The 25,077-nt window shown below is 71.3% G+C and carries 27 protein-coding genes and 1 tRNA gene; 19 read left to right on the forward strand and 9 right to left on the reverse strand.

The window, feature by feature from the left end; all coding sequences use genetic code 11:
* From ACVFI9_RS14485 to ACVFI9_RS14505, 5 genes are all read left to right on the forward strand, one after another.
* Positions 1–1,164, forward strand: a complete 1,164-nt coding sequence (locus tag ACVFI9_RS14485; protein WP_474762908.1) for an acyl-CoA dehydrogenase family protein — start codon at positions 1–3, stop codon at positions 1,162–1,164.
* Between the two features lie 83 nt (positions 1,165–1,247).
* Positions 1,248–1,424 (forward strand): hypothetical protein, encoded by a 177-nt coding sequence (locus tag ACVFI9_RS14490; RefSeq protein ID WP_474762909.1) that lies wholly within the window; start codon positions 1,248–1,250, stop codon positions 1,422–1,424.
* A 4-nt stretch (positions 1,425–1,428) separates the two neighbouring features.
* On the forward strand, positions 1,429–2,316 hold the full coding sequence (locus ACVFI9_RS14495; protein WP_474762910.1) for an alanyl-tRNA editing protein: 888 nt from the start codon (positions 1,429–1,431) through the stop codon (positions 2,314–2,316).
* A gap of 46 nt (positions 2,317–2,362) precedes the next feature.
* Positions 2,363–2,857 carry a cation:proton antiporter regulatory subunit gene (locus ACVFI9_RS14500; RefSeq protein ID WP_474762911.1) on the forward strand — a complete coding sequence of 165 codons (495 nt, stop codon included), beginning with the start codon at positions 2,363–2,365 and terminating at the stop codon, positions 2,855–2,857.
* A 10-nt stretch (positions 2,858–2,867) separates the two neighbouring features.
* The gene (locus ACVFI9_RS14505; RefSeq protein ID WP_474762912.1) at positions 2,868–4,055 is read left to right on the forward strand and encodes a cation:proton antiporter; all 1,188 of its coding nucleotides are present in this window, start codon (positions 2,868–2,870) and stop codon (positions 4,053–4,055) included.
* Between the two features lie 7 nt (positions 4,056–4,062).
* Here ACVFI9_RS14505 and ACVFI9_RS14510 read toward each other — a convergent pair whose 3' ends face one another.
* A complete protein-coding gene (locus ACVFI9_RS14510) occupies positions 4,063–5,178 on the reverse strand; it encodes an LLM class flavin-dependent oxidoreductase (RefSeq protein WP_474762913.1) in 1,116 nt (371 codons plus the stop codon).
* A 214-nt stretch (positions 5,179–5,392) separates the two neighbouring features.
* On the opposite strand from ACVFI9_RS14510, the gene ACVFI9_RS14515 reads away from it, so the two are divergent.
* On the forward strand, positions 5,393–6,052 hold the full coding sequence (locus ACVFI9_RS14515) for an NADPH-dependent F420 reductase (RefSeq protein ID WP_474762914.1): 660 nt from the start codon (positions 5,393–5,395) through the stop codon (positions 6,050–6,052).
* Positions 6,053–6,133: 81 nt separating this feature from the next.
* The gene (locus ACVFI9_RS14520; RefSeq protein WP_474762915.1) at positions 6,134–6,829 is read left to right on the forward strand and encodes a DNA alkylation repair protein; all 696 of its coding nucleotides are present in this window, start codon (positions 6,134–6,136) and stop codon (positions 6,827–6,829) included.
* A gap of 93 nt (positions 6,830–6,922) precedes the next feature.
* On the opposite strand, the gene ACVFI9_RS14525 is transcribed toward ACVFI9_RS14520, so the two are convergent.
* The 5 genes from ACVFI9_RS14525 to galU form a co-directional block, all read right to left on the reverse strand.
* On the reverse strand, positions 6,923–8,401 hold the full coding sequence (locus tag ACVFI9_RS14525) for an MFS transporter (protein WP_474762916.1): 1,479 nt from the start codon (positions 8,399–8,401) through the stop codon (positions 6,923–6,925).
* 157 nt (positions 8,402–8,558) lie between these two features.
* A tRNA-Ala gene (locus ACVFI9_RS14530) sits at positions 8,559–8,631 on the reverse strand.
* A 90-nt stretch (positions 8,632–8,721) separates the two neighbouring features.
* Entirely contained in the window at positions 8,722–9,750 is a 1,029-nt protein-coding gene (locus ACVFI9_RS14535) for a hypothetical protein (RefSeq protein ID WP_474762917.1), read from the reverse strand.
* Positions 9,751–9,802: 52 nt separating this feature from the next.
* Positions 9,803–10,465, reverse strand: coding sequence for a GNAT family N-acetyltransferase (locus tag ACVFI9_RS14540; protein WP_474762918.1), 663 nt, complete (start codon positions 10,463–10,465; stop codon positions 9,803–9,805).
* A gap of 1 nt (position 10,466) precedes the next feature.
* The gene (gene galU, locus ACVFI9_RS14545; RefSeq protein ID WP_474762919.1) at positions 10,467–11,366 is read right to left on the reverse strand and encodes a UTP--glucose-1-phosphate uridylyltransferase GalU; all 900 of its coding nucleotides are present in this window, start codon (positions 11,364–11,366) and stop codon (positions 10,467–10,469) included.
* Positions 11,367–11,441: 75 nt separating this feature from the next.
* Between galU and ACVFI9_RS14550 the strand changes: the two genes are divergently transcribed.
* The 3 genes from ACVFI9_RS14550 to mscL are packed head-to-tail and all read left to right on the forward strand — an operon-like array spanning position 11,442 to position 12,893.
* Positions 11,442–12,020: a 5-formyltetrahydrofolate cyclo-ligase gene (locus ACVFI9_RS14550; protein ID WP_474762920.1), complete on the forward strand. Its 579-nt coding sequence runs from the start codon at positions 11,442–11,444 to the stop codon at positions 12,018–12,020.
* 29 nt (positions 12,021–12,049) lie between these two features.
* Positions 12,050–12,406, forward strand: coding sequence for an FmdB family zinc ribbon protein (locus tag ACVFI9_RS14555; protein WP_474762921.1), 357 nt, complete (start codon positions 12,050–12,052; stop codon positions 12,404–12,406).
* A gap of 34 nt (positions 12,407–12,440) precedes the next feature.
* Positions 12,441–12,893 carry a large conductance mechanosensitive channel protein MscL gene (mscL, locus tag ACVFI9_RS14560; protein ID WP_474762922.1) on the forward strand — a complete coding sequence of 151 codons (453 nt, stop codon included), beginning with the start codon at positions 12,441–12,443 and terminating at the stop codon, positions 12,891–12,893.
* A gap of 9 nt (positions 12,894–12,902) precedes the next feature.
* Here the strand turns inward: mscL and ACVFI9_RS14565 are convergent, their stop codons facing one another.
* Positions 12,903–13,103 carry a hypothetical protein gene (locus ACVFI9_RS14565; protein ID WP_474762923.1) on the reverse strand — a complete coding sequence of 67 codons (201 nt, stop codon included), beginning with the start codon at positions 13,101–13,103 and terminating at the stop codon, positions 12,903–12,905.
* Positions 13,103–16,780, reverse strand: a complete 3,678-nt coding sequence (locus tag ACVFI9_RS14570) for a DEAD/DEAH box helicase (RefSeq protein WP_474762924.1) — start codon at positions 16,778–16,780, stop codon at positions 13,103–13,105. Before ACVFI9_RS14570 ends, ACVFI9_RS14565 begins: the two co-directional genes overlap by 1 nt.
* 183 nt (positions 16,781–16,963) lie before the next feature.
* On the opposite strand from ACVFI9_RS14570, the gene ACVFI9_RS14575 reads away from it, so the two are divergent.
* Both ACVFI9_RS14575 and ACVFI9_RS14580 read left to right on the forward strand, forming a co-directional pair.
* Complete coding sequence (locus tag ACVFI9_RS14575) at positions 16,964–17,272, forward strand: rhodanese-like domain-containing protein (protein ID WP_474762925.1); 309 nt, start codon at positions 16,964–16,966, stop codon at positions 17,270–17,272.
* Positions 17,269–17,568, forward strand: a complete 300-nt coding sequence (locus tag ACVFI9_RS14580; protein WP_474762926.1) for a metal-sensitive transcriptional regulator — start codon at positions 17,269–17,271, stop codon at positions 17,566–17,568. The genes ACVFI9_RS14575 and ACVFI9_RS14580 overlap by 4 nt, the downstream gene beginning before the upstream one ends.
* Positions 17,569–17,662: 94 nt before the next feature.
* On the opposite strand, the gene ald is transcribed toward ACVFI9_RS14580, so the two are convergent.
* A complete protein-coding gene (ald, locus tag ACVFI9_RS14585) occupies positions 17,663–18,763 on the reverse strand; it encodes an alanine dehydrogenase (RefSeq protein WP_474762927.1) in 1,101 nt (366 codons plus the stop codon).
* A gap of 130 nt (positions 18,764–18,893) precedes the next feature.
* On the opposite strand from ald, the gene ACVFI9_RS14590 reads away from it, so the two are divergent.
* The 7 genes from ACVFI9_RS14590 to ACVFI9_RS14620 all read left to right on the forward strand — a co-directional run bounded on the left by ACVFI9_RS14590 (position 18,894) and on the right by ACVFI9_RS14620 (position 25,000).
* On the forward strand, positions 18,894–19,409 hold the full coding sequence (locus ACVFI9_RS14590; protein ID WP_474762928.1) for an Lrp/AsnC family transcriptional regulator: 516 nt from the start codon (positions 18,894–18,896) through the stop codon (positions 19,407–19,409).
* A 61-nt stretch (positions 19,410–19,470) separates the two neighbouring features.
* Entirely contained in the window at positions 19,471–20,517 is a 1,047-nt protein-coding gene (locus ACVFI9_RS14595; RefSeq protein ID WP_474762929.1) for an ATP-dependent DNA ligase, read from the forward strand.
* 150 nt (positions 20,518–20,667) lie between these two features.
* Positions 20,668–20,832, forward strand: coding sequence for a hypothetical protein (locus ACVFI9_RS14600; RefSeq protein WP_474762930.1), 165 nt, complete (start codon positions 20,668–20,670; stop codon positions 20,830–20,832).
* Entirely contained in the window at positions 20,829–21,098 is a 270-nt protein-coding gene (locus ACVFI9_RS14605) for a hypothetical protein (RefSeq protein ID WP_474762931.1), read from the forward strand. Before ACVFI9_RS14600 ends, ACVFI9_RS14605 begins: the two co-directional genes overlap by 4 nt.
* Positions 21,099–21,251: 153 nt before the next feature.
* Entirely contained in the window at positions 21,252–22,541 is a 1,290-nt protein-coding gene (locus ACVFI9_RS14610; protein ID WP_474762932.1) for a serine hydrolase domain-containing protein, read from the forward strand.
* A gap of 63 nt (positions 22,542–22,604) precedes the next feature.
* Entirely contained in the window at positions 22,605–24,359 is a 1,755-nt protein-coding gene (locus ACVFI9_RS14615) for a sensor histidine kinase (RefSeq protein ID WP_474762933.1), read from the forward strand.
* On the forward strand, positions 24,350–25,000 hold the full coding sequence (locus ACVFI9_RS14620; RefSeq protein ID WP_474762934.1) for a response regulator: 651 nt from the start codon (positions 24,350–24,352) through the stop codon (positions 24,998–25,000). Before ACVFI9_RS14615 ends, ACVFI9_RS14620 begins: the two co-directional genes overlap by 10 nt.
* Positions 25,001–25,077 lie beyond the last annotated feature (77 nt).

Raw genomic sequence — 25,077 nt, forward strand, 5'->3', positions numbered from 1 at the left:
GTGAGCTCGACGCACGGAACCCTGCTGCACGACGACCTCCTCGAGCGGATCCGCGAGCGCGCGGCCCGTCACGACCGCGAGAACACCTTCTTCACCGAGGATCTCGCCGAGCTCCGCGACGCGGGCTACCTGCGTGCGCTCGTGCCCGAGGAGCTCGGCGGCCTTGGCTGGGGCTTCGACGAGGCGGTGCGCGCGCAGATGCGGCTCGCTGGCGCCGCGCCCGCGACGGCCCTCGCCGTGAACATGCACCTCGTGTGGACGGGCGTCGCGAAGATCCTCCGCGACCGGGGGGACGACACGCTCGAGTTCGTGCTCCGCGAGGCGGCGGCCGGCGAGGTCTTCGGCTTCGGCATCAGCGAGGCGGGCAACGACCTGATGCTGTTCGGCTCCCGCACGAAGGCCGAGCCGCAGGCCCGCGGCGGCTACCGCTACACGGGCCGGAAGATCTTCACCTCGCTCGCTCCCGCCTGGACTCGTCTCGGGACCATGGGGATCGACACCGTCTCCCCCGACGCCCCGAAGATCGTCTACGGGTTCATCGACCGCGACGATCCCGACGTCCGCACGCTCGACGATTGGGACACCATGGGCATGCGGGCGAGCCAGAGCCGCACGACGGTGCTCGACGGCGCCTTCGCGGCGCCCGACCGCATCGTGCGACGGCTCGACCCCGGTCCCAACGCCGACCCGTTCATCTTCGGCATCTTCGCGAGTTTCGAACTCCTGCTCGCCTCGGTCTACGCCGGCATCGGCGCCCGGGCGCTCGATCTCGCCGTGGCGGCCGCCCACCGCCGCACGTCGATGAAGCACGACGGTCGCACGCTGTCGCAGGATCCGGACATCCGCCGGCGCGTGGCCGACGCCGCCCTGGCGCAGGACGCCCTCGAGCCGCAGCTCGTGGCGATCGCGCGCGATCTCGACGGCCTCGTCGACCATGGCGGGCTCTGGTTCGCGAAGCTCGTCGGCGTCAAGGTGCGCGCCACCGAGACCGCGAAGCACGTGGTCGACCAGGCGGTGCGCGTGGCCGGCGGCTCGAGCTACTTCGCGGGATCCGAGCTGGGCCGTCTCTACCGCGATGTACTGGCGGGCATCTTCCACCCGTCCGACGACGAGTCCGCCCATTCGACCGTCGCGACGGCCTGGCTCGGCCCCTTGGAGGGGTGAACCTGCGGTGACCTGGCGGCGGCCTTCGGGCCGATAGACTGGCCCGCGGGCGGCGATCGCCGCACCGCATTCTGGAGGTCGTAGTGAACGTCGTCGCATTCCTCGTCGCCATGGGGCTCTTCACATTCAGCCTGTGGCTCATGAGCATCGCCCCCGAGGTGGTGGGCTTCGAGGCCATCCTGTTCCTCGCCGCCATCCTGCTGGCCTCCATCGCCGTCGCGATCCCGGTGAACATCCTCGGCCGCTCCAACGGCGTCTGACCGGATGCCGCTGCCCTCGCGCGACACCCGAGTCACCTATCCGTCCGGCGCGCTCGCCGCGTCGTCGAGCGTGGCGTACGTCGCCGCGGCCGGTGAGGGCCTCGTCGCCGTGATCACCGAGACGACGAGCTTCCATCCCGTTGACGCGGCCTGGCCCGACCAGCCCGCCGACGCCGGCACGCTCCGTGTCCGCGGCGTCGCGCACGCCATCCGCGACGCGATCGTCGCCGCCACCGACGGCGAATCGCTGCACCTCGGCTCGGACATCCCGGTGCGCAAGGGCACCGAGGGCTGGTCGTTCGTCGTCGCGCACCTCGTCGACGCCGACGCGGCTGCCGACCTCGCCGAGGGCGACGAGGTCGAGATCGAAGCGGATGCCGCGACGAGGCACGCCCTCTCGGCCGGGCACACCGCCTGCCACGTGGCATCCCTCGCCCTCAACCGCGTCCTGGCCGACCGATGGTCGAAGGCCGCCCGTGAGGATGCGCTCGGCCGCCCCGACTTCGACGGCCTCGCGATCGACACCTCGCGCATCGTGTCGAACGGCTCGGTCGACCGGTATCGCCTCAACAAGTCCCTGCGCCGCGCAGGCTTCGACACCGCGTCCGTGACCCGCGAGAGCCTCGACGACCTCGGTCGCGCGGTCTCCGACGTGCTCGAGGAGTGGGTCGCGTCAGGGGCGTCGGTACGCGTCGAATGCGACGGCGAGCTGCTGACCGAGCGTCGCTCGTGGGTGTGCGACCTGCCCGATGGCACGGCGCGCATCCCCTGCGGCGGCACGCATGTCGACTCGCTCGCCGAGTTCGCGGCGGTCGTGCCCTCGTTCGCCCTGCACGACGACGGCGGCACTCCCGTGCTCGAGATGACCACCGAGGCCCGATTCCGACACTGAGGGCGGTGTGCCGGTCGCACCTGTCGGCGGGGTTACGATAGCGGTCGTGGGTATCCGAATCGAGAAGGTCGATCTGCCCGGGATCGGTGTTCGCCACGACCTCGTCACCGAGGGCGGCCGGCGTATCAGTGTCGTGTCGCACCGTGACGGCGAACGCGACCTCGGCGTCTTCGACATCGACGACCCCGATGAGTGCCGTGACTCCATCCCGCTGAACGACGACGAAGCCGCCGCACTGGCCGATGTGCTCGGAGCATCCGTCATGCTCAGCCGACTCACCAGCCTGAGCGATGAGACCGCCGGCCTCTACACGGAGCAGATCGCCCTGCCGACGGATTCCCCCTACCTGAACCGCACCCTCGGTGCCACGAAGGCCCGCACCCGCACGCACGCCTCGATCGTCGCCATCGTGCGCGATGCCGCGATCATCCCCTCGCCGACTCCGGCGGAGATGCTGCGCGCGGGCGACGTCCTCGTCGTCGTCGGCACCCGTGAAGGACTCGACGGAGTAGCCCGCCTGCTCGCCAACGGCCCCGACTGAGGCGGCCGTCGTGCACGAGACCACGCTGCTCCTGATCGAAGTCGGCGCGCTGCTCCTCGGCATGAGTCTCCTGGGGCGCCTGGCGCTCCTCTTCGGGATCTCGCCGATCCCGTTCTACCTCGTCCTGGGCCTGGCCTTCGGTGAGGGCGGATTCGTGCCGCTCGCGGCGAGCGAGGAGTTCCTGCAGACCGCGTCCGAGATCGGCGTCATCCTGCTGCTGGCCCTCCTCGGACTCGAGTACACGGCATCCGAGCTGTTCGACAGCCTGAAGTCGGCACGCACGGCTGGGATCGTCGATGGGCTCCTCAATGCGCTCCCCGGGGCGGCGCTCGCCCTGCTGCTCGGCTGGGGTCCGATCGCGGCCGTCGCGCTCGCGGGCGTGACGTGGGTGTCGTCATCGGGCGTGATCGCGAAGCTCCTCCGCGATCTCGGTCGCCTCTCGAACCGCGAGACGCCGGCGATCCTCGCCGTGCTCGTGATCGAGGACCTCGCGATGGCCTTCTACCTGCCGGTGCTCTCGGCGCTCGTCATCGGCGTCAGCCTCCTCCAGGGGGTCGTGTCGGTCGCCGTCGCCGTGGCGGTCGTGAGCCTCATCCTCTTCATCGCGCTGCGGCACGGGCACATCGTGTCGCGGCTCTTCCCTGCCGACGAGTTCGAGCCGCTCCTGCTCGGCGTGCTCGGTCTCACGATGCTCGTGGCCGGACTCGCGGCCGAGGTGAACGTCTCGGCCGCCGTCGGCGCGTTCCTCGTGGGGATCGCCCTCTCCGGACGCGTCGCGACGAACGCGAGCCAGGTGCTGACGCCATTGCGCGACCTCTTCGCGGCGACGTTCTTCCTCTTCTTCGGGCTCACGACCGACTCGTCGGAGCTCGTGATGATGCTCCCGGCAGCGCTCGCCCTCGCCGCCGTCACCATCCTCACGAAGCTCGTGACCGGGGCCTACGCCGCCCGGCGGGCGGGCGTCGGTACGCTCGGCCAGTGGCGTGCCGGGCTCACGCTGATCCCGCGCGGCGAGTTCTCGATCGTGATCGCCGGCATCGCGGTGGGGGCGGGCGTGAATCCCGCGCTCGCGCCACTCGCGACGGCCTACGTGCTCATCACGATCATCGCGGGCACCTTCCTCGCGCGGCTGCCCGAGGCGACGTGGTTCCGCGGCCTCGTGCGTCGACGGGCGCTGCGCGCGACGACCACGGCCTGAACGTGGGTCAGTCCGCGGGGTGCTCGGCGGCGGCTGCGGCATCCGTTCGGTCTGCGGCTGCGAGGGCGTCGGGCCCGTCGTCGCCCACCTCGGCCAGGAGTTCGCGGACGCGCGGCACGACCTCGGTCGCGTAGCGTTCGATGCTGCCCATCATCGCCTCGTGCGACAGGGTGCCGTTCGAGTACTTGAGGTCGAAGCGGGTCGCGCCGATCGCCCGCATCGCCGCGGCGATCTTCTGGGCGACCGTCTCGGGCGAGCCGGCGTAGAGGGCGCCGTGCGGGCCCGCCTCGTCCTCGTAGTGCTCACGGCTCACCGGGCCCCAGCCGCGCTCGCGGCCGATGCGGTCGATGAGCACCTTGTAGTGCGGCCAGAGCGTGTCGAGCGCCTCGTCGTCGGTGTCGGCGATGAAGCCGGGCGAGTGCATCGCGATGGGCTGCGCGGGGTGGCCGAACTGCTCGAGCGCCCGCCGATAGAGATCGGCGAGCGGCGCGAAGCGGGCCGGGCTTCCGCCGATGATGGCGAGCACGAGCGGGAGCCCGTAGTTCGCGGCTCGGACGACCGACTCCGGGCTGCCGCCCACGCCGACCCAGGTCTTCAGTCGACCGTGCTCGACGGGCGGGTAGACGAGCTGGTCGGTGAGTGGGGCACGCAGCTTGCCCGACCACGTCACCGGTTCCTGCGGCAGGAGCGCGGCGAAGAGGTTGAGCTTCTCCTCGAAGAGGTCCTGGTACTGGCTCAGCTCGAATCCGAAGAGGGGGAACGATTCGATGAACGACCCGCGGCCGAGGATGACCTCGGCGCGGCCGCCCGAGAGCCCGTCGAGGGTCGAGAATCGCTGGAAGACCCGCACCGGGTCGTCGGAGCTCAGCACGGTGACCGCCGAGCCCAGGTGGATACGCTCGGTGCGACCGGCGATCGCGGCCAGCACGACCTCTGGCGCCGACACCGCGAACTCATGGCGGTGATGCTCACCCACGCCGAAGAAGTCGAGGCCCAGTCGGTTGGCGAGCACGGCCTCCTCCACGAGGTTGCGGAGGACCTGGGCGTGCGGCAGCCGTGTGCCGTCGGGCCCTTCCGTCACGTCGCCGAAGGTGTCGAGCCCGAATTCGTACCGCCCTGCCATGTCCTCAGTCCCATCTCGCGTCCATGCGGACGCATGCAATACCGGGCAACCCCCGTCACCGCGAGACTATTCCCCCGGCGAGGCCAGGCGCGACCGGCGGGCGGCGGAGCTGACGGAGGCGACGGCTGGCGAGTCCCGCGGGAATGCGCCGGTGGCGTCCGACGTTGCCGGTCGATGAAGACGCATCGACCGATGCGTCAGCGAGAATGGAGTGATGGACGTGGCGGATCGGCCGGTCGTCGGCATCTTCGGTGCCGGCAAGGTGGGCACCGCGCTCGCTCGACTGCTCGTGGCATCCGGATACGACGTGGTCATCGCCGGCTCTCCACGCCAGACCGCCCTCGACCTGCTCGTGTCGGTCGTCGCTCCCGGCGCGCGAGTCGCATCGCCCGACGAGCTCGTCGCGGCATCCGACGTCATCATCATCGCCGTGCCCTTCGGCAAGGGCGGAACCGTGCCATGGGAGGACTTCGGCGGTCGCATCGTCGTGGATGCCATGAACTACTGGCCGCCGGTCGACGGGCACATCGCCGAGATCGACGCCGACGAGCGCTCGACGAGCGAGATCAACGCCACGCGCAATCCGCTCGCCCGGGTCGTGAAGTCGCTGAACCATCTCGGGTACCACGAGATGGAGGACGACGCCATGGACCCCGGCTCGCCGCTGCGGCGCGCGCTCGCCGTGGTCGGCGACGACCCCGAGGCCCGCGCCGTCGTGGCCCGCATCATCGACGGCATCGGCTTCGATGCCGTCGACGGCGGGGAGCTGGCCAACGGTCGCGCGCTCGAACCGGGGCACCCGGCCTTCGGTCGAGAGCTCTCGGCGCGCGAGCTCGCCGCGCTCGTCTCGCCTGCGGCGCACCTGGCGGCCTGAGCGAGCACGGGTCAGGCGACTTCCTCGGATACCCGACGCCTGCCGTACGCTGTGGGCAACCGCAGCTGGGAGGACGACCCGATGACGGATGCCGCGGAGCTGATCACCACGCTCGAGGGCCTCGCCGACGACGACGAGCGCCGGAAGTACGAGCGGTACTTCCCGCCCGACCCCGACGCGCCCTTCATCGGCGTGCGCATGGGTGCCGTGTTCGACCTGTCGAGGACCGTGCTCGACCTGCCACCCGACCAGCTCGAGGCCCTCCTGGAGCAGCCGACCCACGAGGTGCGCGCGCTCGCGTGCAGCATCATGGGCAAGTCCGCCGCACACCGGAAGACGCCGGACGCCAGACGAACGGACCTGTACGAGCTCTACCTGCGCCGACACGATCGCATCGACCAGTGGGACCTCGTCGACCTCGCGGCGCGCGACGTCGTCGGCGGCTACCTGCTCGAACGTCATCGCGGCCCGCTCGCGCGGCTCGCGGCATCCGGATTCTGGCCGGAACGCCGGACGGCCCTGGTCGCGACCTTCGCCTTCATCCGCCGCGGCGAACTCGATGACGTGTACGCCCTCGCCGAGACGCTCGTCGGCGACCGCGAGCCGCTCGTGCAGAAGCCGCTCGGGTGGGTGCTCCGGACGGCCGGTGATGTCGACCGTGATCGGCTCACCGAGTTCGTCGAACGGCACGCCGCCACCATGCCGCGCGTCGCCCTGCGCGGCGCCATCGAGCACTACGACGCGCCCGAGCGCGCTCGTCTCCTCGCGATCCGCTGATCGACGAAACGAACGAGGCGAACGAATCGAACGGATCGAATGGATCGACGGATGCCGCGCCATCCGATTCTCGCGAGGAGTCCAGCGCGGCGATCAGCCGAGCGGGCGGCGCTTCCGTCGACGCTCGCCCAGGTCGGCGACCCCGACCGCGAACGCGATGGCGAGGAAGATCGCGACCGACAGCATGCCGAAGCCGTACGCGTGGTGGTACACGGTGAGGTCCGCGGCCTCGGCCGAGCCGTTCTCGCGGTAGATCGTCGAGTAGAACAGCGACAGCCCGACCGCGGTGCCGACGGCGGTGCCGACGCGCTGGGAGAGCTGGTTGACCGAGCCGGCGAGGCCGCCCTGTCGCACCGGGATGTCGGCGAGGGTGAGCGTCTGGTTCGGCGCGAGCACGAACCCGCCGCCCATGCCGCCGAGGGTCATCGCGGCGGCCATGGCCCACGGGGTGACGCTGGGCGGTGTCGCGAGCGCGGCCAGCACGAGGAGCCCCACCCCGCCGAGGACCGCGACGAGGCCCCACACCACGAGCGGCCGGCCGAGGCGGTTCACGAGCCGGCCGCCGAGCCATGACCCGCCCGCGCTGAGCAGCGCGAAGCCGATGCTCACCATCCCGGCATAGACGGGCGCCAGACCCAGCCCGTGCTGGAGGTAGAGCGTGGTCAGCAGGAACATGGCCGGCAGCGCGGCGAAGTACGAACTGGCCAGCAGCGTGCCGTTGCGGAAGGAGCTCACACCGAAGAGCGCGAGAGGGACGAGCGGATGCTTGCCGGATGCCGCGTAGCGGCGTTCCCAGGAGACGAACGCGGTCACGGCGATGAAGAAGGCAACGAGCAGCCACCACCTGGCCGGGTTGTCGTCGGGTGACCCCGTGGTGAACAGGAACGGCCACATGAGCGAGGCGACGGTGACGCCGAACAACAGCACGCCCACGGGATCGAGCGACAGGCCCCGCGCGGACCGGTTGCGGGTGCCGGGCAGCAGTCGGACGGCGAGCACGATGGCGAGGAGCGCCAGCGGAACGTTCATCCAGAAGATGCCGCGCCATCCGTCGACCGGTCCGCCGATGGCGATGGCGAGGCCGCCGAGGGTGGGCCCGAACGCCGTGGAGATCCCGATCGTCGCCCCGAACAGCCCGAACGCGCGTCCGCGCTCGGCGCCCTGGAACAGCTGCTGGATGAGGCCGATGACCTGCGGCATCTGGATGCCGGCCGCCACGCCCTGCAGCAGGCGCGCGACGAGCAGGGCGCCCGAGCTGGGCGCGAGCGCGCACGCGAGGCTCGTGAGGGTGAAGAGGGAGAGCCCGATCACGAACAGGGCGCGCCGGGACCACTGGTCGCCGATGCGGCCGGCCGGCACGAGCGTGAGTCCGAAGGCGAGCACGTAGCCGACGACGATGAGCTGCAGCTCGGTCGAGGTCGAGTCGAACGCGTCTTGGATCGAGGGCAGTGCGACGTTGACCTTCGTGAGGTCGAGGATCGTGAGCGCGGCCACTGCGACGCAGACCCAGTAGGCGCGCCATCTCCTCGCGGGATCGAGCGGGATCTCCGGCGAGGGCGGTGGGTTCGACATCGACACCAACCCTATGCGCGGATGCGGGAACGACCCGTGCGCTCGCTCAGCGAGCGGAAGCCGGAGGCGGAATCCGGATGCCGCGGCAGCGCGCCCGGCGTGCCAGCCGACACCGGAACAGGTGAAGCCCCGGCCGATGGCCGGGGCTTCACGAACGTGGACCCAGGGGGATTCGAACCCCCGACCTTCTCATTGCGAACGAGACGCGCTACCAACTGCGCCATGGGCCCGAGCGACATCGAGCCTATCACCCCTCGAGGGTCGCTTCGAACCACGACAGGACCAGCGACGACCACCACCCGGACGACCACCCGGACGGGTCAGCCGGCCTGCCGTCGCCGCCGGAGGACGGCGTCGAGGTCGCCGAACGCCGGCCGCGCCTCGTCGACGATGCCCATGCGCGCGTACGGACTGGCGGGAACTGCGCCGGCGCCCTCACGCTGCGGCGCCGCAGCCGCGGCGGCCGGGGCGATCGACGGCACGGGCGCCTCGAGCTCCTCGGCCCGACGTGCGACCTCGGCGTCGGCAGCGGCACGCTTGAGCTCCGCGGCCTCCTCGATCGAGGCCATCGCCATCGCGGCGATCGTGCCCCGCGAGAGGTGCAACGGCCTCGGGAGCGGCTGCGGCATCCAGCTGTGCTCCTGCTCATCGTCGTCGGGTTCGGCGAGCTCGATCGGCTCGAACGGCACGGCGTCGGGCAGCTCGCGCGGCGCGGACACCACCGACGGCACGCGAACCCTCGCCAGCAGTGCCACCCCGGCGAACGCCACGACGACGCCGAGTGCACCGCCGCCGGCGATGAGGAGCGACGCACCGAAGATCGAGGCGATCAGCCCACCGACGACCGTGAGGAGCGACGCGAGCAACAGCAGCGAGAACCGGGCGCGTCGGCGACGCAGCGCGCGACGTGCCGCCACGGCCTGGAGTCGCGCGGCATGGGCCGGCGGGAGGGTCGCAGACGGGGCATCGGTCACCGCCGGAACCGCGATCGGCTCGGTGATGGGCGCCAGCGCGGATGTCGCGAGCTCACGTGCCGCCTGCGCCGCCTCCTCTGCCGCCCGACGCTCGGCGATCGCGAGTTGCTCGGCCGCCTCGGCGGCGAGGCGCTTGGCCTCCTCGTGCTCGTGCAGGATGCGCTGCTGCGTGGCGACCTCGCGCGCGGTGGCCTCGACCCGCACGGGCTCCGGGGTCTCGGCGGTCTCGGCGAGGATGCGGAGCGTCTGCTGGAGCCGCACGGCGTTGCGCTCGGTCGCGAGGTACTGGCGCCGCCGCAGCCACGTCGGGAGGAGGTACGCGATCCAGAGCGCCGCGGCAGCTGCCACGAGCACTCCCCCACCGATCACGTCCATGCGACCACGGTAGGTCACACCGGGCTACCCGGCCCGCTGCGTGCGCGCGTGTTCAGCGATCGGTGAGGCGCAGCGGCTGTTGGGCCGCCGCCCGGTCCTCCGCGTTCACCCGCGCCGCATCCCCGGGGACAGCACCCTCGCGCCAACGTCGCAGCACCCCCCTAGGCACCTCCTCGGCCACGAGCGCGAACGCGAAGTGGTCGCGCCAGTCGCCGTTGATGTGGATGAACCGCCGCCGAAGCCCCTCGTAGCGGAAGCCGAGCTTCTCGACCACGCGGAGCGACGGGTGGTTCTCGGGCCGGATGCAGATCTCCATGCGGTGCAGTCGCAGCACCGAGAAGCAGTAGTCGGTCGCGAGCGCCACGGCGGTCGGCGTGATGCCCCGGCCGGCGACCGACTGGGCGACCCAGTACCCGATGGTCGCCGACGAGAGCGACCCGAACGCGATCGACGAGACGTTCAGCTGGCCCACGAGCTCCCCGTCGACCTCGATGACGAACGGCAGCGCGTTCCCGGTGCGCGCGTGCGCGAGGAGGTTCCGGATGCTCGCGCGGGTGTCGATGACCGACCCGCCGCCCGGGTACGTCGCCTCCCACTGTCGCAGCCAGCCCCGGTTGTCGAGCAGCACCCGCTCGAGCACCTTCGCGTCGCGCGCACGGATCGGCCGCAGCGTGACGTCCCCGTCACGCAACGTCGGGATCGTGGCGGCGGCCATGTCAGTCCCGATCGAGCTGGGCCACGTACTCCTCGAGCCAGGGCTTGAGCTCGGGGCCGAGGTCGTCGCGGTCGGCGGCGAGCTGGATGACGGCCTTGATGTAGTCGAGTTTGTCGCCCGTGTCGTAGCGGCGACCGCGGAACACCACGCCGTAGACACCGCCGGTGCCCTCGACGTCGCCGGCCATCTCCATGAGGGCGTCGGTGAGCTGGATCTCGCCGCCCTTGCCCGGCTCGGTGCGCTCGAGGATGTCGAAGATCTCGGGCTTGAGCACGTAGCGGCCGATCACCGCGTAGTTCGAGGGGGCCACGTCCTTCGACGGCTTCTCGACGAGGCCCGTGATGCGCACCACGTCGTCTTCGTCGGTGGCCTCGACGGCGGCGGCACCGTAGAGGTGGATGCTGTCGGGGTCGACCTCGAGGAGCGCGACGACGGATGCGTCGCGCCGCTCCTGCTCCTCGAGCATGCGGGTCAGGAGCACGTCGCGGGCGTCGATGATGTCGTCGCCGAGGAGCACCGCGAACGGCGCGTCGCCCACGTGCATGCGGGCACGCAGCACCGCGTGCCCGAGGCCGAGCGGGTCGCCCTGGCGCACGTAGTGCATGTCGGCGAGATCGGTGGACTCGTTGACCTTCTGGAGCTTGGCGGTGTCGCCCTTGGCCTCGAGCGTCGCCTCGAGCTCGGCGACGCGGTCGAAGTGGTTCTCGAGCGCGTTCTTGTTGCGCCCGGTGATCATGAGGACGTCGGTCAGGCCTGCGCCGACCGCCTCCTCCACGACGTACTGGATCGCGGGCTTGTCGACGACGGGCAGCATCTCCTTGGGCATCGCCTTGGTCGCCGGCAGGAACCTGGTGCCGAGTCCCGCCGCAGGGATGACGGCCTTGGTGATCCGATGAGTCATGCGTCTCAGCGTATCCGGATGTCACGGCCGGTCGCAGTGGGCGAGCGGCGGACAGAGCGTCCTAGGATTGCTGGCATGCCCGCCGATCCGGATGTCCAGAAGCGCATCCTCCGTGCCGAGATCCGTGAACGACGGCGCAACATGCCCGCGCATGAGCGCGAACGCGCCACCGAGGGCTTCACGGCGCGGCTCGAGGAGCTCGTGGGCAGCACGGGCGCAGCGTCGCTCTCGTGCTTCCTCTCCATGCCGACCGAGCCGAACACCCGGCCGTTCGTCGAGTGGGCGGAGGCGCGGGGCATCCGGGTGCTGTTCCCCGTCACGCGTGAGGACGGCCTGCTCGACTGGACCGTCGGCGAGGAGGACACCGTGGAGGCGGGGCTGTTCGGCACCAGCCACCCGGGCGGCGAACTGCTCGGGCCGATGGCCATCAACGACGTCGACCTCATCATCATCCCCGCCGCCGCGATCGACGCCACGGGCATGCGGCTCGGCTGGGGCCGAGGCTTTTTCGACAAGACCCTCGGTTCGATGGAAAAATGTCCTCCGGTGTACGCCGTCGTCTTCGACAGCGAGTTCGTCGAGCAGGTGCCGCGCGAGGTGCACGACCAACCGGTGAACGGGGTCGTCACGCCCACGCGCATCATCGCGTTCTGACGGCGCACCGCCGATCCGGAAGAGCCACCATGCCCACCTATTCCTACCGCTGCACCGAATGCGACAACGCGTTCGACATCCACCAGGCCTTCACCGACGACGCACTCACGGTGTGCGACGTGTGCGGCGGCCGACTCCGCAAGCTGTTCAACACCATCGGGGTGACGTTCAACGGGTCGGGGTTCTACCGAACCGACTCGCGCAGCGGCGGCGACTCGTCGGGTTCGAGCGGGTCGGATGCCTCGTCGAGCGGCTCCTCCTCAGGAGGCGCGGGCTCGGCGACGGGCTCGGGCTCGGGCTCGTCGGGTTCCGGCTCCGGCTCCGGCTCCGGCTCCGGCTCCGGATCCGGATCCTCCGGCTCGGGATCGTCGCCGAGCGCGGCGTGACCGCCGCGCCGCACCGATGACACGAGGGCAATCGATGTTCAAGGGCTTCAAGGAGTTCATCCTCCGTGGCAACGTGATCGAACTGGCCGTCGCGGTCGTCATCGGCGCCGCCTTCACGGCGGTGGTGAACTCGATCGTCAACAACCTGATCAACCCGCTGATCGGCGTGATCTTCCAGGCCGACAGCCTGGATTCCGCCATGGTGGTGTCGATCCCCACCCTGTCCGGCGGTGTCGCCGAGGTGCGGTTCGGCGCCGTGCTCGGGTCGATCGTGGCCTTCGTCATCGTCGCCACGGTCGTCTACTTCGTCTTCGTGCTGCCGATGAACACGCTGAAGGCTCGCACGGAGGAGAAGCGGAAGTCGGGCGCGCCCGACCCCGACGAACCCGAGAGCGAACTCACCCTGCTGGCCGAGATCCGGGACCTGCTCGCCGCGGAGCGCGAGGCTGCCGCGTCCGAGCACGGGGTGCGTCGAGGCGGCGAGTAGCCGAGCCGCTCACCAGTGCGGTGGGCGCTCCCGCGTGATGCGCTCGTCGTCGGCCGATCCGCGCGGCTTCGCGCCCGGCTCCTCGGCGTCCTCGCTCTTCGGCCCGGGCGCCTCCGGCGAGACATCCGTGCCGGGAACCGGGGTGAGGCGCGCACGCCGCGACCGGCCGCCGGCGCGCTCCACGCGCTGTCTGGGTTCCTCGTCGGGCATCAGTCGGCCGCGACCTCGGCGGATCGGGATTCCTCGGGCTTGCCGAGCAGGGTCGCGACGCGAACCGCGACGGCCTCGGGGTTGCCGAACAGCTCGAAGCTGTGCACGCGCAGGTAGTGCCAGCCGAGGCGCCGCAGCACGTCGGGCCGCAGGCGCAGGGACTCGCGCAGGCTGAGCCCGGTGAACGCCTCGTCCGTCTCGACCACGACCGCCTTGCCGGCGTTCGCCGCGGCGAGCGCGAGCCGGCCACGGTGGCCGACGCTCACCCTGATGCCGCGGCGCGAGAGTCGCACGGCGAGGTCGTCGAGCATCGAGCCGCCGGCCGGGCGGGCATCCTCCTCGGCGGCGCGCTCCTCGGTCTGCGAGAGGATGGCCGCGAGCGCGAGCACGCCGTGCGACTGCCGCTCCTCGTCGATGTCCTCCGGCCGGAACGCGGAGACGAGATCCATGGACCGTCGGGCGCGGGTCATCGCCACCGCGAGGAGCCGGTCGCCGCCCGGCTCGCCCAGGGCGCCGAAGTTCGAGAGCAGTCGCCCATGCGGTGTGCGGCCGTACCCGACCGAGAAGATGACCCGGTCGCGGCTCTGGGCGACCGCCTGCTCGAGGGTGAGCACCGTGAACGGCTCGGCCCGGTCCTTGAGGATGAAGTCCGAGAGGTCGGTGCGCTTGGCGAACGCCGCGAGCACCGCCTGGTGCACGCGGGCGGCGTGCCGTGCGCTGGCGGTGATGACCATGAGCGACTCGCGCGGACGCTTGACGGCGTGCTCCATGACGAGCTCGACGACCTTCGCGACCTCGGAGTCGATCGATTCGACGGTGCCGGTCACCGCGTCGGGCAAGCCGTTGCCGCGTACGTAATGGAGCCCCAGGCTGCCGTGCCCGAGGAAGCTGCCGGCCCAGGGCAGCGATTGGATGCGCCCGGCATAGAAGCGTCGGTTCACGAGCTCGGCGAGGTCCTCGCCGCCGGCGCGGTAGCTCCGGGTGAGGGTCAGCGTCGGCAGGAGTTCGCCGAGTCTCGCGAGCGCGGAGTCGGCGTGCAGCGCGTCGACGCCGTGTTCGGTCGGGCCGGCCGGAACGACGTCGGTGTCGTCGATGCCGGTCTGGAAGAGCGTGGGCGTCTGCGTGACGGGGTCGCCGAATGCGACGACCTGGCGGGCCCGCCGGATGGCGCCGAGGTTCTCGGCGATCGTCGTCGAGCCCGCGTCGACGAGGATGACGGCGTCGAAGACGATCCGATCATCGATCTCGGGCACCTGGTACGGCGACGCCAGCCAGATGGGCGCGAGCGTGCGGAAGAGCTGGGGCGTGTCGCGGTGCAGGTCCGCCGGGTGGACGCGCTCGGCACGGAGCATCCGCTTCAGTCGTTCCGCCTCGTCGGGATGGTCGACGAGCCCGACCTTCCAGTTCTCGGCGAGGTGCCACGCGAGCTGTGGCCCGGCTGCCGACGCGTGCGCCTCGTCGACCAGCCTGAAGTCGGCTTCGAGGCGGTCGAGCACGGTCGTGTTGGCACCGAGCAGCGCCTTGTCGTGGGCGAGCATGAACTCGAGCACCGACTGCCACCACGCGAGCTCGAGCTCGTCGGCCACGAACCGCTCGGGCACGTGTCGCTTCGCGAGGTCGACGAGCAACGGATCGAGGCCCAGGTCGCGGAGCCGGGAGAGCACCGCGGTGCGCTCCTGGAGGTTCATGAGCACCTCGGACTCGGCGGCGAGTCCCGCGAGCGCGATCTCGAGGTCGCGCACCGGGCGCGCGGCGAGCTGGCGCGGTGTGCCGACCACGCCGAGCGGCGCGTCGAGCGCGGCCAGGTCGGTGGCGACGGTGCGGTAGGCGACGTACACGTCGTCGATGCCGACCGGCACGCCCGGGATGGCGCCCGCCTCCGAGTAGCGCTGCCACAGCGTGCGCTGCTGCTGGATGCCTCGGAGCGCCGCGTTGAGGTCCGTCACGTGCACGCCGGGCCGCACGTACTCGAGCGCGAGCCGGCGCAGTCGCCGCCGGTTGGATCCCGACATGCCCGGCGAATCGCGCCGTGAGCTCGTGGCGGCGATGAGCTCGCCGAGCGGGCGGTCGAACACCGAGGGCTGGAAGCGGTCGAGCGTCTCGCGGACGTCGAGGAGGAGCCGCAGGAACACCCCGAGCTCGGCGACCGACTCGAAGGGCCGCAGGCGGGTCTGCGCGATGAGCCCCCTGCCTCGCTCGAGGAGCCTGGGCAGCTCGGTCCCGCTCAGCCGCTTCGCGAGCTCGTGCGCGTGGCTCGCCTCATCGGACGACGTGAACGATGCGCCGTACCAGGGCGAGTCCCCGGGGCCGTACCGGAACTCGCCGAGCTCGGCGGCTCTGGCGAGGTCGCGGGCGACGCCGTCGCGACCCTCGGCGAGGGCCACCAGCGAGGCCCGGTCGAGGCGAGCGGTGGTCGAGGGCGGGTCGCGCAGCAGGGCGAGGCGCGCGAGCTCGCTCAGCGCCTCGAGCACGGAGACGCGCAGTTCGGGGTCGCGACGCGTGAGCGAGGAACGATAGTCGAGCAGGACCTTGCGGAGCCGCACGAGCGCCTCGTCGACATCGGCGACCTGGGGGCGCTCGGCCTTCTCGTTGCGGGAGATCGACTGGATGAGATCGCGGCGGAGCGTCTTGGTGGTCACGGCCGCACCGCCGAGACCCCGCTGCGCGAGCCGATGGGCGATGCCGTCGAGGCTCGATCGGCGGGCGCCGACGACGAGGACGCGCTTGTCCTTCGCGACGAGCGCGCCGATGGCGTTGACGATCGTCTGCGTGCCACCGGTGCCGGGGAGCGTCTTCACGACGATCGAGGATCCGGCTTCGATCTGGGCGATCACCTGCTCCTGCTCGGGATCCGCGTCGAGGAGGAGGGTGTCGGTCGACGGCGGCCGTTCGTCCTGCGGCACGGGCGTCACGGGCTCGTTCCGCTCGGCGAGCCCGGCGCGGGCCGCCGGATTGCCGGCGATCGCGTCGATGACGGGGTGGTCGAGCGTCGCGACATCCGCCGCCATGGCCGGCCCCACCTCGGCGAACGAGGAGACCACGAGGCGCGGTGCGACGTGGAACCACGGCAGGTGCGAGGTCAGCCCGCGCAGCCGGTCGATCACGGGCTGCGGCTTGAACACTCCGTTCGTGATGGCCAGCGCGACGAACGACTCGGCGTCGAGCGTGATGCGGAACTGCTCGCGCAGCTCACGGGCGAGCGCGGGGTTGAGGAACGGCTGGCCCTTGAGCTTCAGCTCGAAGTCGCGGCCGTACCGGCGGATCGCGAGCGGCCGGAGCAGCACGGGCGCCAGGTACTCCTCGCCGGCGTTCCGCCAGGATGCGAGGCCGATTGCGAGGTGCACCGACTCGATGCCGCGCACCGAGCGAAGCTCGATGCCCTTCTGGGTGATCTCGGCGGCCGCCAGACGCGCGTTGCGCAGGGCGAGTTCGTCACGGATGAGGCTCGAGAGCAGCGTCGACTTGCCGGTGATGAACTGCGGCAGGCCACCCGGATGCGTCGTGGAGAGCTCGATGCGCGTGCGCGGCGTGTCGGCGAACCGGACGAGCGGGGAGCGTCCGCCGACCTCCGCGAGTTCGCCCTGCCAGCGTCGCCACGAGGGCTCCGCGACGTTGCCCGGGACGAGTTCGGGGTCGCCGAGGCTCACGCTGTCGGGGCTGGTGGTGTCGCTGCGCATGGATCTGGGGAGGAATCGTTCGGCTGCGGCATCCGACTCGGACTGAAGGTTGTCCCCCTCGTCATGATTCCGATCGAGCCGCCACACACGGACACCATACGTTGATTCCTGCGGAATACCGGGAGGCACCGCCGTATCCAGCGCAGGATTGATACCCCGGGGGTATGTTGATACCCTTGCGGTATGCAGTCCATCGCCCCCACCGAAGCCCACGCCATCGACGACGCCTACATCATCGACGTGCGCGAGCCCGACGAGGTCGCGCAGGCGAGCGTGCCGGGTACCCACCACATCCCGCTTGCGACGCTGCCCGCGCGCATCGGCGAGGTTCCCCGCGATCGCACCGTGTACGTGATGTGCCACGCCGGCGGCCGCAGCGCCCGAGCGACCCAGTTCCTCCGGGCCGAGGGCTTCGACGCCGTGAACATCGACGGCGGCATCTCGCGCTGGTACGCCGATGGACTGCCGACAACCCTCGGGAGCGCAGCATGACCATCATCGAGACCACCAACCCCGCGCCGACCGACGACGCCCAGCGCCGCATCCTCAACCGCTTGAAGCGGGCTCGCGGCCAGCTCAACGCCGTCATCGACGCCGTCGAGTCGGGCGGCGACTGCCGCAGCGTCGTGACACAGCTCTCCGCCGTGTCGAGCGCCCTCGACAAGGCCGGCTTCGCGATCATCTCGAACGCGATGCGGGAGTGCCTCACCGAACCCGGCCCCGGCGACGACTCCGACAACCGGATGACGGTCGAGGAGCTCGAGAAGCTCTTCCTCACGCTCTCCTGAACCCAGGCGCCCGGAGACGGGAATCGCCGACGGCCCGGGCCTCCTGCGAGACCCGGGCCGTCGGCGTCGGAGCGGGAACGCCTCAGCGCGGGCGTCAGCCCGCCGCCTGCAGCTCCATGCCGTGAGCGCGCGCGACGCCCTCGTTGACGAGCCGGCCGGCCGTGACGTTCAGGCCGAGCGCGAGCGCGGGGTCGGCGGCGAGCGCCTGCTCCCAGCCGAGGTCGGCGATCTTCAGCGCGTACGGGAGCGTCGCGTTCGTGAGCGCGGGCGTCGAGGTCGCGGGCACCGCGCCCGGCATGTTGGCGACGCAGTAGTAGATCGCGTCGTGCACCCGGAACGTCGGCTCGGCGTGCGTCGTGGGCCGCGAGCCCTCGAAGCATCCGCCCTGGTCGATCGCGATGTCGACGAGCACGGCGCCCGGCTTCATCGTGGACACCATCTCGTCGGTGACGACCTTCGGCGCGGCGGCGCCCGGCACGAGCACGGCCCCGACCACGAGGTCGGCGTCGCGCAGCTGTCGTGCGATCTCGTAGGGCGACGAGGCGAGCGTCTTGATGCGGTGGTCGTAGCGCGCGTCGATCTCGCGCAGCTTCGCGAGCGAGATGTCCATCACGGTGACGTCGGCGCCCAGGCCCATCGCCGTGGCGGCCGCCTGCTCGCCGGCCACGCCGCCGCCGATGACGACGACCTTCGCGGGGCTCGTGCCGGGCACGCCGGCGAGCAGCACGCCGCGGCCGCCCTTCGACGCGTGCAGCTCGGCGGCGCCGACCTGCGGGGCGAGCCGGCCGGCGACCTCGCTCATCGGGGTGAGGAGCGGCAGCGAGCGGTCGGGCAGTTGCACCGTCTCGTAGGCGATGGCGGTGGCGCCCGAGTCGAGCAGGGCGCGGGTCAGCGGCAGGTCCGCCGCGAGGTGCAGGTAGGTGAAGAGCGTGAGGTCCTCGCGGAGGAAGCCGTACTCGCTCGCGATGGGCTCCTTGACCTTCATGACGAGCTCGGCAGCCCACGCCTCGGCCGCGGTCTCGACGATCTCGGCGCCGGCCGTCGCGTACTCCGCGTCGAGGTAGCCCGCGCCGAGCCCGGAGCCCGCCTGGATCGCGACGTGGTGGCCGCGCTGCGTGAGTGCGTGCACGCCCGCGGGCGTCATCGCGACGCGGAATTCGTTGTTCTTGATCTCTGCAGGCACGCCGATGCGCATGGTGGACTCCGAATGGTGTGTGGATGGTTGATTCCATGGTCGCTGGTTATTCGTCCGACGCATAGCACTACCGCATAGAATTCGGTAGGCTACCGAAGTTCATCGCATTCATTCGATAGAGAGGTCCGCTATGGGCGATCTGCCGCAGATCAGCGAGGCATCCGCGCCGACGAGCCGGATGGCGCTCGACGCCGTCGACCGGCAGATCATCGCCCACCTGCACGACAACGCACGCATCCCCAACGTCGACCTCGCGCGAGCCGTGGGAGTCTCGCCGTCGACGTGCCTCGCGCGCGTGCGCTCGCTGCGGGAGCGCGGCGTCATCACGCGCTACACCGCGGAGATCAACCCGCTCGCCCTCGGGTTCACGCTGCAGGCGCTCGTGAGCGTACGCATCCGGCCTGGTGCCCGCCACCTCATGGAGCAGATCTCCGACGAGCTGCGCATGCAGCCCGAGGTCGCGCAGCTCTTCTTCCTCGGCGGCTCCGAGGACTTCCTCATCCACGTGCGCGTGCGTGACAGCGACCACGTACGGCAGTTCGTGCTGAAGAACCTCTCGGCGAACCCGGCCGTCGCGCTCACCGAGACGAACCTGGTCTTCGAGCACCACACCGCCCTGTCGGCGGGGCTTCGCACCGTGCTGTAGCCCCGGCACGCATCGAGCGGATGCCTCGCCGCACGCGGCATCCGGGGCCTATCGTGGTCGCATGGCGCCAGCATCCACCGTCGCTCCCATGCTCGCCAAGGCCGTGCCCACCGTGCCCGACCCCGACTCGGTGGCCGGCGGGCTCGTCTACGAGCCGAAGTGGGACGGCTTCCGCGGCATCGTCGCGTACGACGGCGACGACGTCGAGATCGGCAGCCGCGGCTCGAAGCCGCTCACCCGGTACTTCCCCGAGCTCGTCGAGGCCTTCGCTCGGCTCCTGCCCGAGCCGTGCGTGCTCGACGGCGAGATCGTCGTGAGCACCGAGGCATCCGGCGGCGCGAAGCTCGACTGGGAGGCGCTCAGCCAGCGCATCCACCCCGCGGCGAGCCGCGTCGATCGCCTCGCCCGCGAGACGCCCGCGATGTTCGTCGCGTTCGACCTGCTCGAGCTCGGCGGCCGGTCGTTCGTCGACGAGCCGTTCTCGGTCCGACGCGACGCGCTCGAGCGCCTCGTCGAGGGGCTCGGGCATCCAATCCACCTCACCCGCATCACGGACGATGTCGACCTCGCCCGGCGCTGGTTCACGGAGTTCGAGGGCGCCGGGCTCGACGGAGTCGTGGCGAAGCCGCTGGCCGCGCCGTACTCACCGGGCAAGCGGGTGATGCTGAAGGCCAAGCACCGACGCACCGCTGACGTCGTCGCCATCGGCTACCGCGTGCACACGTCGGGGCGCGGCGTCGGCTCGATCCTCCTGGGCCTCTACGACGATGGCGGCGAGCTGCGGAACGTGGGCGGGGTCTCGGCGTTCAGCGACGCGCGGCGCCAGGAGCTCATCGAGGAGCTCGCACCGTTCGTCGAGCGCGACGAGACCGGCGCGGCGCTCAGCGGCGAGACCGACCGCAGCCGCTTCGCCTCGAGCAATGACGTCTCGTTCGTGCGACTGCGGCCTGAGCTCGTCATGGAGGTGCGGTACGACCAGCTCGAGGGCCTGCGGTTCCGGCACACCGTGCAGTTCGAGCGGTGGCGTCCCGACCGCGAACCGCGCTCGTGCACCTTCGCCCAGCTCGACACGCCGGTCGCGTACGACCTCGCCGACGTGCTCGCCTGAAGTTCGAGCAGATTCACGCCCATACCGGGCCGGGGTAGCATCCGGCCCCCGGGCGGTCAATCCCCTGCCGCTTGACGCGACGGCCGCCTACGGTGCTTGATGGGCCGATCTCGCGCTCTCGCGTGCGGCCGTGAACCGAGGAGTGCACCGATGACCGATCCGAAGCCCACCGATCCGAACGCGGCGAACGAACTCGATGAAGCGGTCGACGCCGCCGAGCAGCACCAGCAGGCCGAGCAGGACGCCGACCCCCACGAGCACGTGGTCGTCCGCGACCCCGAGACGGGCGAGACCCGAGAGGAGCCGGTGCAATGACCTCGCTCATCGAACCGGCTCACGACGACCGGCCCCGCCACCGCCACGGCCTCCCGCCCATCGGCATCTGGTGGCCGATGCTCGAGCGCCCGCTGCAGCGGGAGGTGCTCGAGAACCTCGATGCCCCGCTCCGGGCCATCGTGGTGCGGCGCATCTTCGAACTCTGCGAACAGGACGACTCCCCCGTGCCCCGCGTGGGCGTGCGGCTCGGCCCGAACGAGCGCGCCTACATCGCCGGGTGGATGCACGCCGTCGACTGGGATTGAGCGGCGTGCGGATGCCCCGGGCTCGGGGCATCCGCACGCTCCCTCCTGCCGTGGCCGGCGCGACGGAGGAGTGGACCCAGGTCTATAGCGGCCTGAACGGCCGGCGGGCACGCTGGGGTGGGCGTTGTCGTGCGCCCAGGAACGGAGTCCCCGGTGCGTGTCGAACGAATCACCGCGGGCGTGGCGATCGCCGCCGCGCTCACCCTGCTGCTCGGCGGCTGCACGGCCGAGCCGGCGACGACCGTCGAGCCCACGACGAGCGCGGCTCCCGCCGAGGCCACCTGCGTCGCCGATCCCGAGGCCGTCGCGACCGCGCCGCTCTCGGCCACGGCGACCGACGCGCTCACCGGCTCCCTCGTGACGAAGCTCGATGACGCCGCCGCAGAGGGGTTCGAGATGGCGGCCGCTCCCGGCGCCGTCGTCGCGGTGCAGACGCCCGAGGGTACGTGGACCGCCGCGTACGGCAACGCGGATCCCGACGCGGGGACGCCGATGACGGTCGACGTGCACCACCGGATCGGTTCCGTCACCAAGACCTTCACGGTCACCGTGCTGCTGCAGCTCGCCGAGGCGGGCGCGCTCTCGCTCGACGACCCGATCGAGAAGTACCTCGACGACGTCCCGAACGGCGATCTCATCACGCTGCGGATGCTCGCCGACATGACGAGCGGGGTCGCGAGCTACTCGCTCGACGAGGACTTCCAGCGGGCCCTCTTCGCGGATCCGAACCGCGTGTGGACACCCGATGAGCTGATCGCCACCGGCGTCGCGCTGAGCCCCCGGTTCGAGCCGGGCGCGAAGTTCGACTACTCGAACACCAACCTCGTGATGCTCGGCCGCGTGATCGAGATCGTGACGCGCACGACGTTCGCCGAGGCGCTGCGCGAGCAGGTCGTCGAGCCGCTCGGCCTCGAGGGCACCGCGATGCCGACCGCCGACCAGGTGGCGTTGCCCGCCCCGAGCTCGCGCGGCTTCACGCTGCAGGGCACTCCCGACGACTCGACCGACCCCGTCGACGCGACCGACTGGAACCCGACATGGGCGTGGACGGCCGGTCAGATGACCTCCACGGCGGCAGACCTCCTCGTGTACGGCCGCGCGCTCGGCACCGGCCAGGGCCTCCTCGGCGAGCAGGCGCAGGTCGAGCGGCTCACCTCCATGGCTCCGGCGGGCGGCTACGGCCTCGGCGGCGGATGCCTCGACGGCTGGTTCGGGCACACGGGCGAACTCCCCGGCTTCAACACCGCGCTCTACTACGACACGGCGAACGACACGACGGTGGTCGTGCTCGCCAACAGCGACATCCCGTCGGGCGACTGCACCGAGTCGAAGACCCTGGCCGACGACCCGCGAACCGAACCGTGCATGGACCCGGCGGTGCGGATCTTCGCCGCCGTCTCGACGGCGCTCGGCCACGCGTTCACCCCGCTCCCGAAGGCGTAGCGCTCGAGTCCCATGCTGCTCACCGCGCCGGCGCCCCGCGTGCGCAAGTTACGCTTGACGTCCATGTCGAGCCCGGTGATGCGGTCGAGCCTGTCCCGTTCCCTGGGCAGGTCCCTTGCCGCGCTGCTCGCGATCGGGGTCGTGCTGGCCGCGGTGGAGCTCATGCTCCTGCCGCTCGACGGCCCGGCCGGGCTGCTCCTCGCCGGGTTCCCGATCGCCTTCCTCGTCTACCTCTCGGCCGGCCTCCTCGCGTGGTACCGGCGGCCCAGCAACCGGATGGGCGGCCTCATCGTCTTCGCCGGGCTCGCCGTGTACCTCGCGGGGCTCGCGAACACCGAGATCCCCGTGCTCGTGGCCGTCGGCCTCGTCACGAGCACCCTCGCCCTCGCCACGACCGTGCACCTGCTGCACGCATTCCCGTCGGGGCGGCTTCGCGGCCGCGCCTCCATCGTCACCGTCGGGGTCGCCTACGTCACCTCGCTCGTGCTGGAAGCGCCCTCGTACCTGTTCGACCCGGCGCAGTCGGCCGAGGCCGGACTCGCCATCGCCGATCGCCCCGACCTCGCGGCGGCGGCGGCGCTCCTCCAGCAGGTCCTGGGCGCCGCGGTGATGATCTCGACCGCCGCCCTGCTCGTGCGCCGCCTCGCCACGGCCGACCGGTCGCATCGCGGGGCGCTACTGCGGCTGTACGGCTACGGCGCCTTCGCGGTGATCGCGCTCGTGCTCGTCCCCAACGTGCTCGGTCGGGGCCTCGGCGTCCCCGGCCTCATCACCGGGATCATGCAGCTGGCGCTGCTCGCCGGCATCCCGATCGCCTTCGCCGCCGGCGTGCTGCGCGGCGGGTTCGCGAAGACCGGCGAGCTCGAGGAGCTCGGCGCGTGGCTCGGAGCCTCCGATCGTGCCCGTCCCACCCTCGCCAGCGCCCTCGCGACCGCACTCGGCGATCCGTCGCTGCAGCTCACGTTCTGGGTGCCGATGCGCCAGTCGTTCGTCGACGAACACGGCGTGCCCGTCTCGCCCGCCATGCCCGATCGAGGCCGCCGCACCGTCGAGATCCGCCTCGATGAACGCCTCGTGGGCGCCATCACCTACAACGCCGAGCTCATCGCCGACGCCGAGCTCGTGCGCACCGCGGGGCGGATCGTGGCCATCGCCGTCGACCGCGAGCGATTGACCGCGGAGCTCCGCGCGAGCCGCCTCGCGCTGCAGCGCTCACGCGAGCGGCTGGTGGATGCCGCCGACCTCGAGCGGCGGCGTATCGCCCAGGACCTGCACGACGGACTGCAGGCCCAGCTCGTGCTGCTGGGCATCGAGGCCCAGCAGCTCGCCAATGCGCCCGATCCGGCCGCGGTGATCGGCGAGCGAGCCACCCGGCTCCGCATGGGCATCGACGCCGCCGCCGCCGACCTGCGCCGCCTGGTGCACGAGGTCATGCCGGCCGCGCTCATCGAGCAGGGGCTCGCCGCGGCCGTGGAGGACCTCGTCGACCGCATGCCCATCCCGACCACGCTCGAGCCCGGCACCGGCGACGCCGGGTGTCCGCGGGCCGTCGAACGCACCGCCTACTTCGTCGTGGCCGAGGCGCTCGCGAACACCGTGAAGCACGCCCGGGCCGACGCCGCATGGGTGCGCCTGTCGAAGTCCGACCGCCGGTTGCGCGTGGAGGTGCGCGACGACGGTGTGGGCGGCGCATCCATCAGCGGCGGCTCGGGGCTCCGGGGCCTCATCGAGCGGGTGGACGTGCTCGGCGGCACCATCGACATCACCAGTCAGTCCGGAGAGGGCACGAGGATCACCGTGGAGCTGCCGTGCGTGTAGTCATCGCCGAAGACGAGACCCTGCTGCGCCACGGCCTTCAGCTCGTGCTCGCGCAGGGCGGGTTCGAGGTGGCGGCGGTCGCCGGAGACGCCGTCGTGCTCGAGGATGCGGTCGCGCAGCACCGGCCCGAGCTCGTCGTCACCGACATCCGGATGCCACCCACGCACACCGACGAAGGGCTGATGGCCGCCCTGCGGATCCGAGCACAGTATCCCGACACGGCGGTCGTCGTGCTCTCGCAGCACGTGCAGCGCCGCTACGCCAAGGAGCTGCTGAACGCGCAGACCGGTCGGGTCGGTTACCTGCTGAAGCAGCGCATCGCCGACGTCGACACGTTCCTCGACGACCTCCGTACCGTCGCCGCCGGCGGCACCGCGCTCGATCCCGACGTCGTGGCCGTCATGGTTGCACGCGCCAAGCGCGCCGACTCGACCGTCGGCAGCCTCACCCCGAGGCAGCAGGAGGTCCTCGCGCTCATGGCCGAGGGCCGCAGCAACGCCCGCATCGCGGCGCAGCTGTTCCTCAGCGAGAAGGCCGTGGTGCAGCACACGTCCCATATCTACGACGCACTCGGGCTCTCCGTCGACGCGCACGCCCATCGCCGCGTGCTCGCCGTGCTCCGGTACCTCAGCGACGCCTGAGCCGCTCCGGCGTATCTTCACCCAGATCGAACCCTCCGAAGTCAAGACCCTCCCGCAAATCCGTTCCCGCGGTGAAG

Source organism: Agromyces sp. NSFZ (assembly GCF_056156205.1).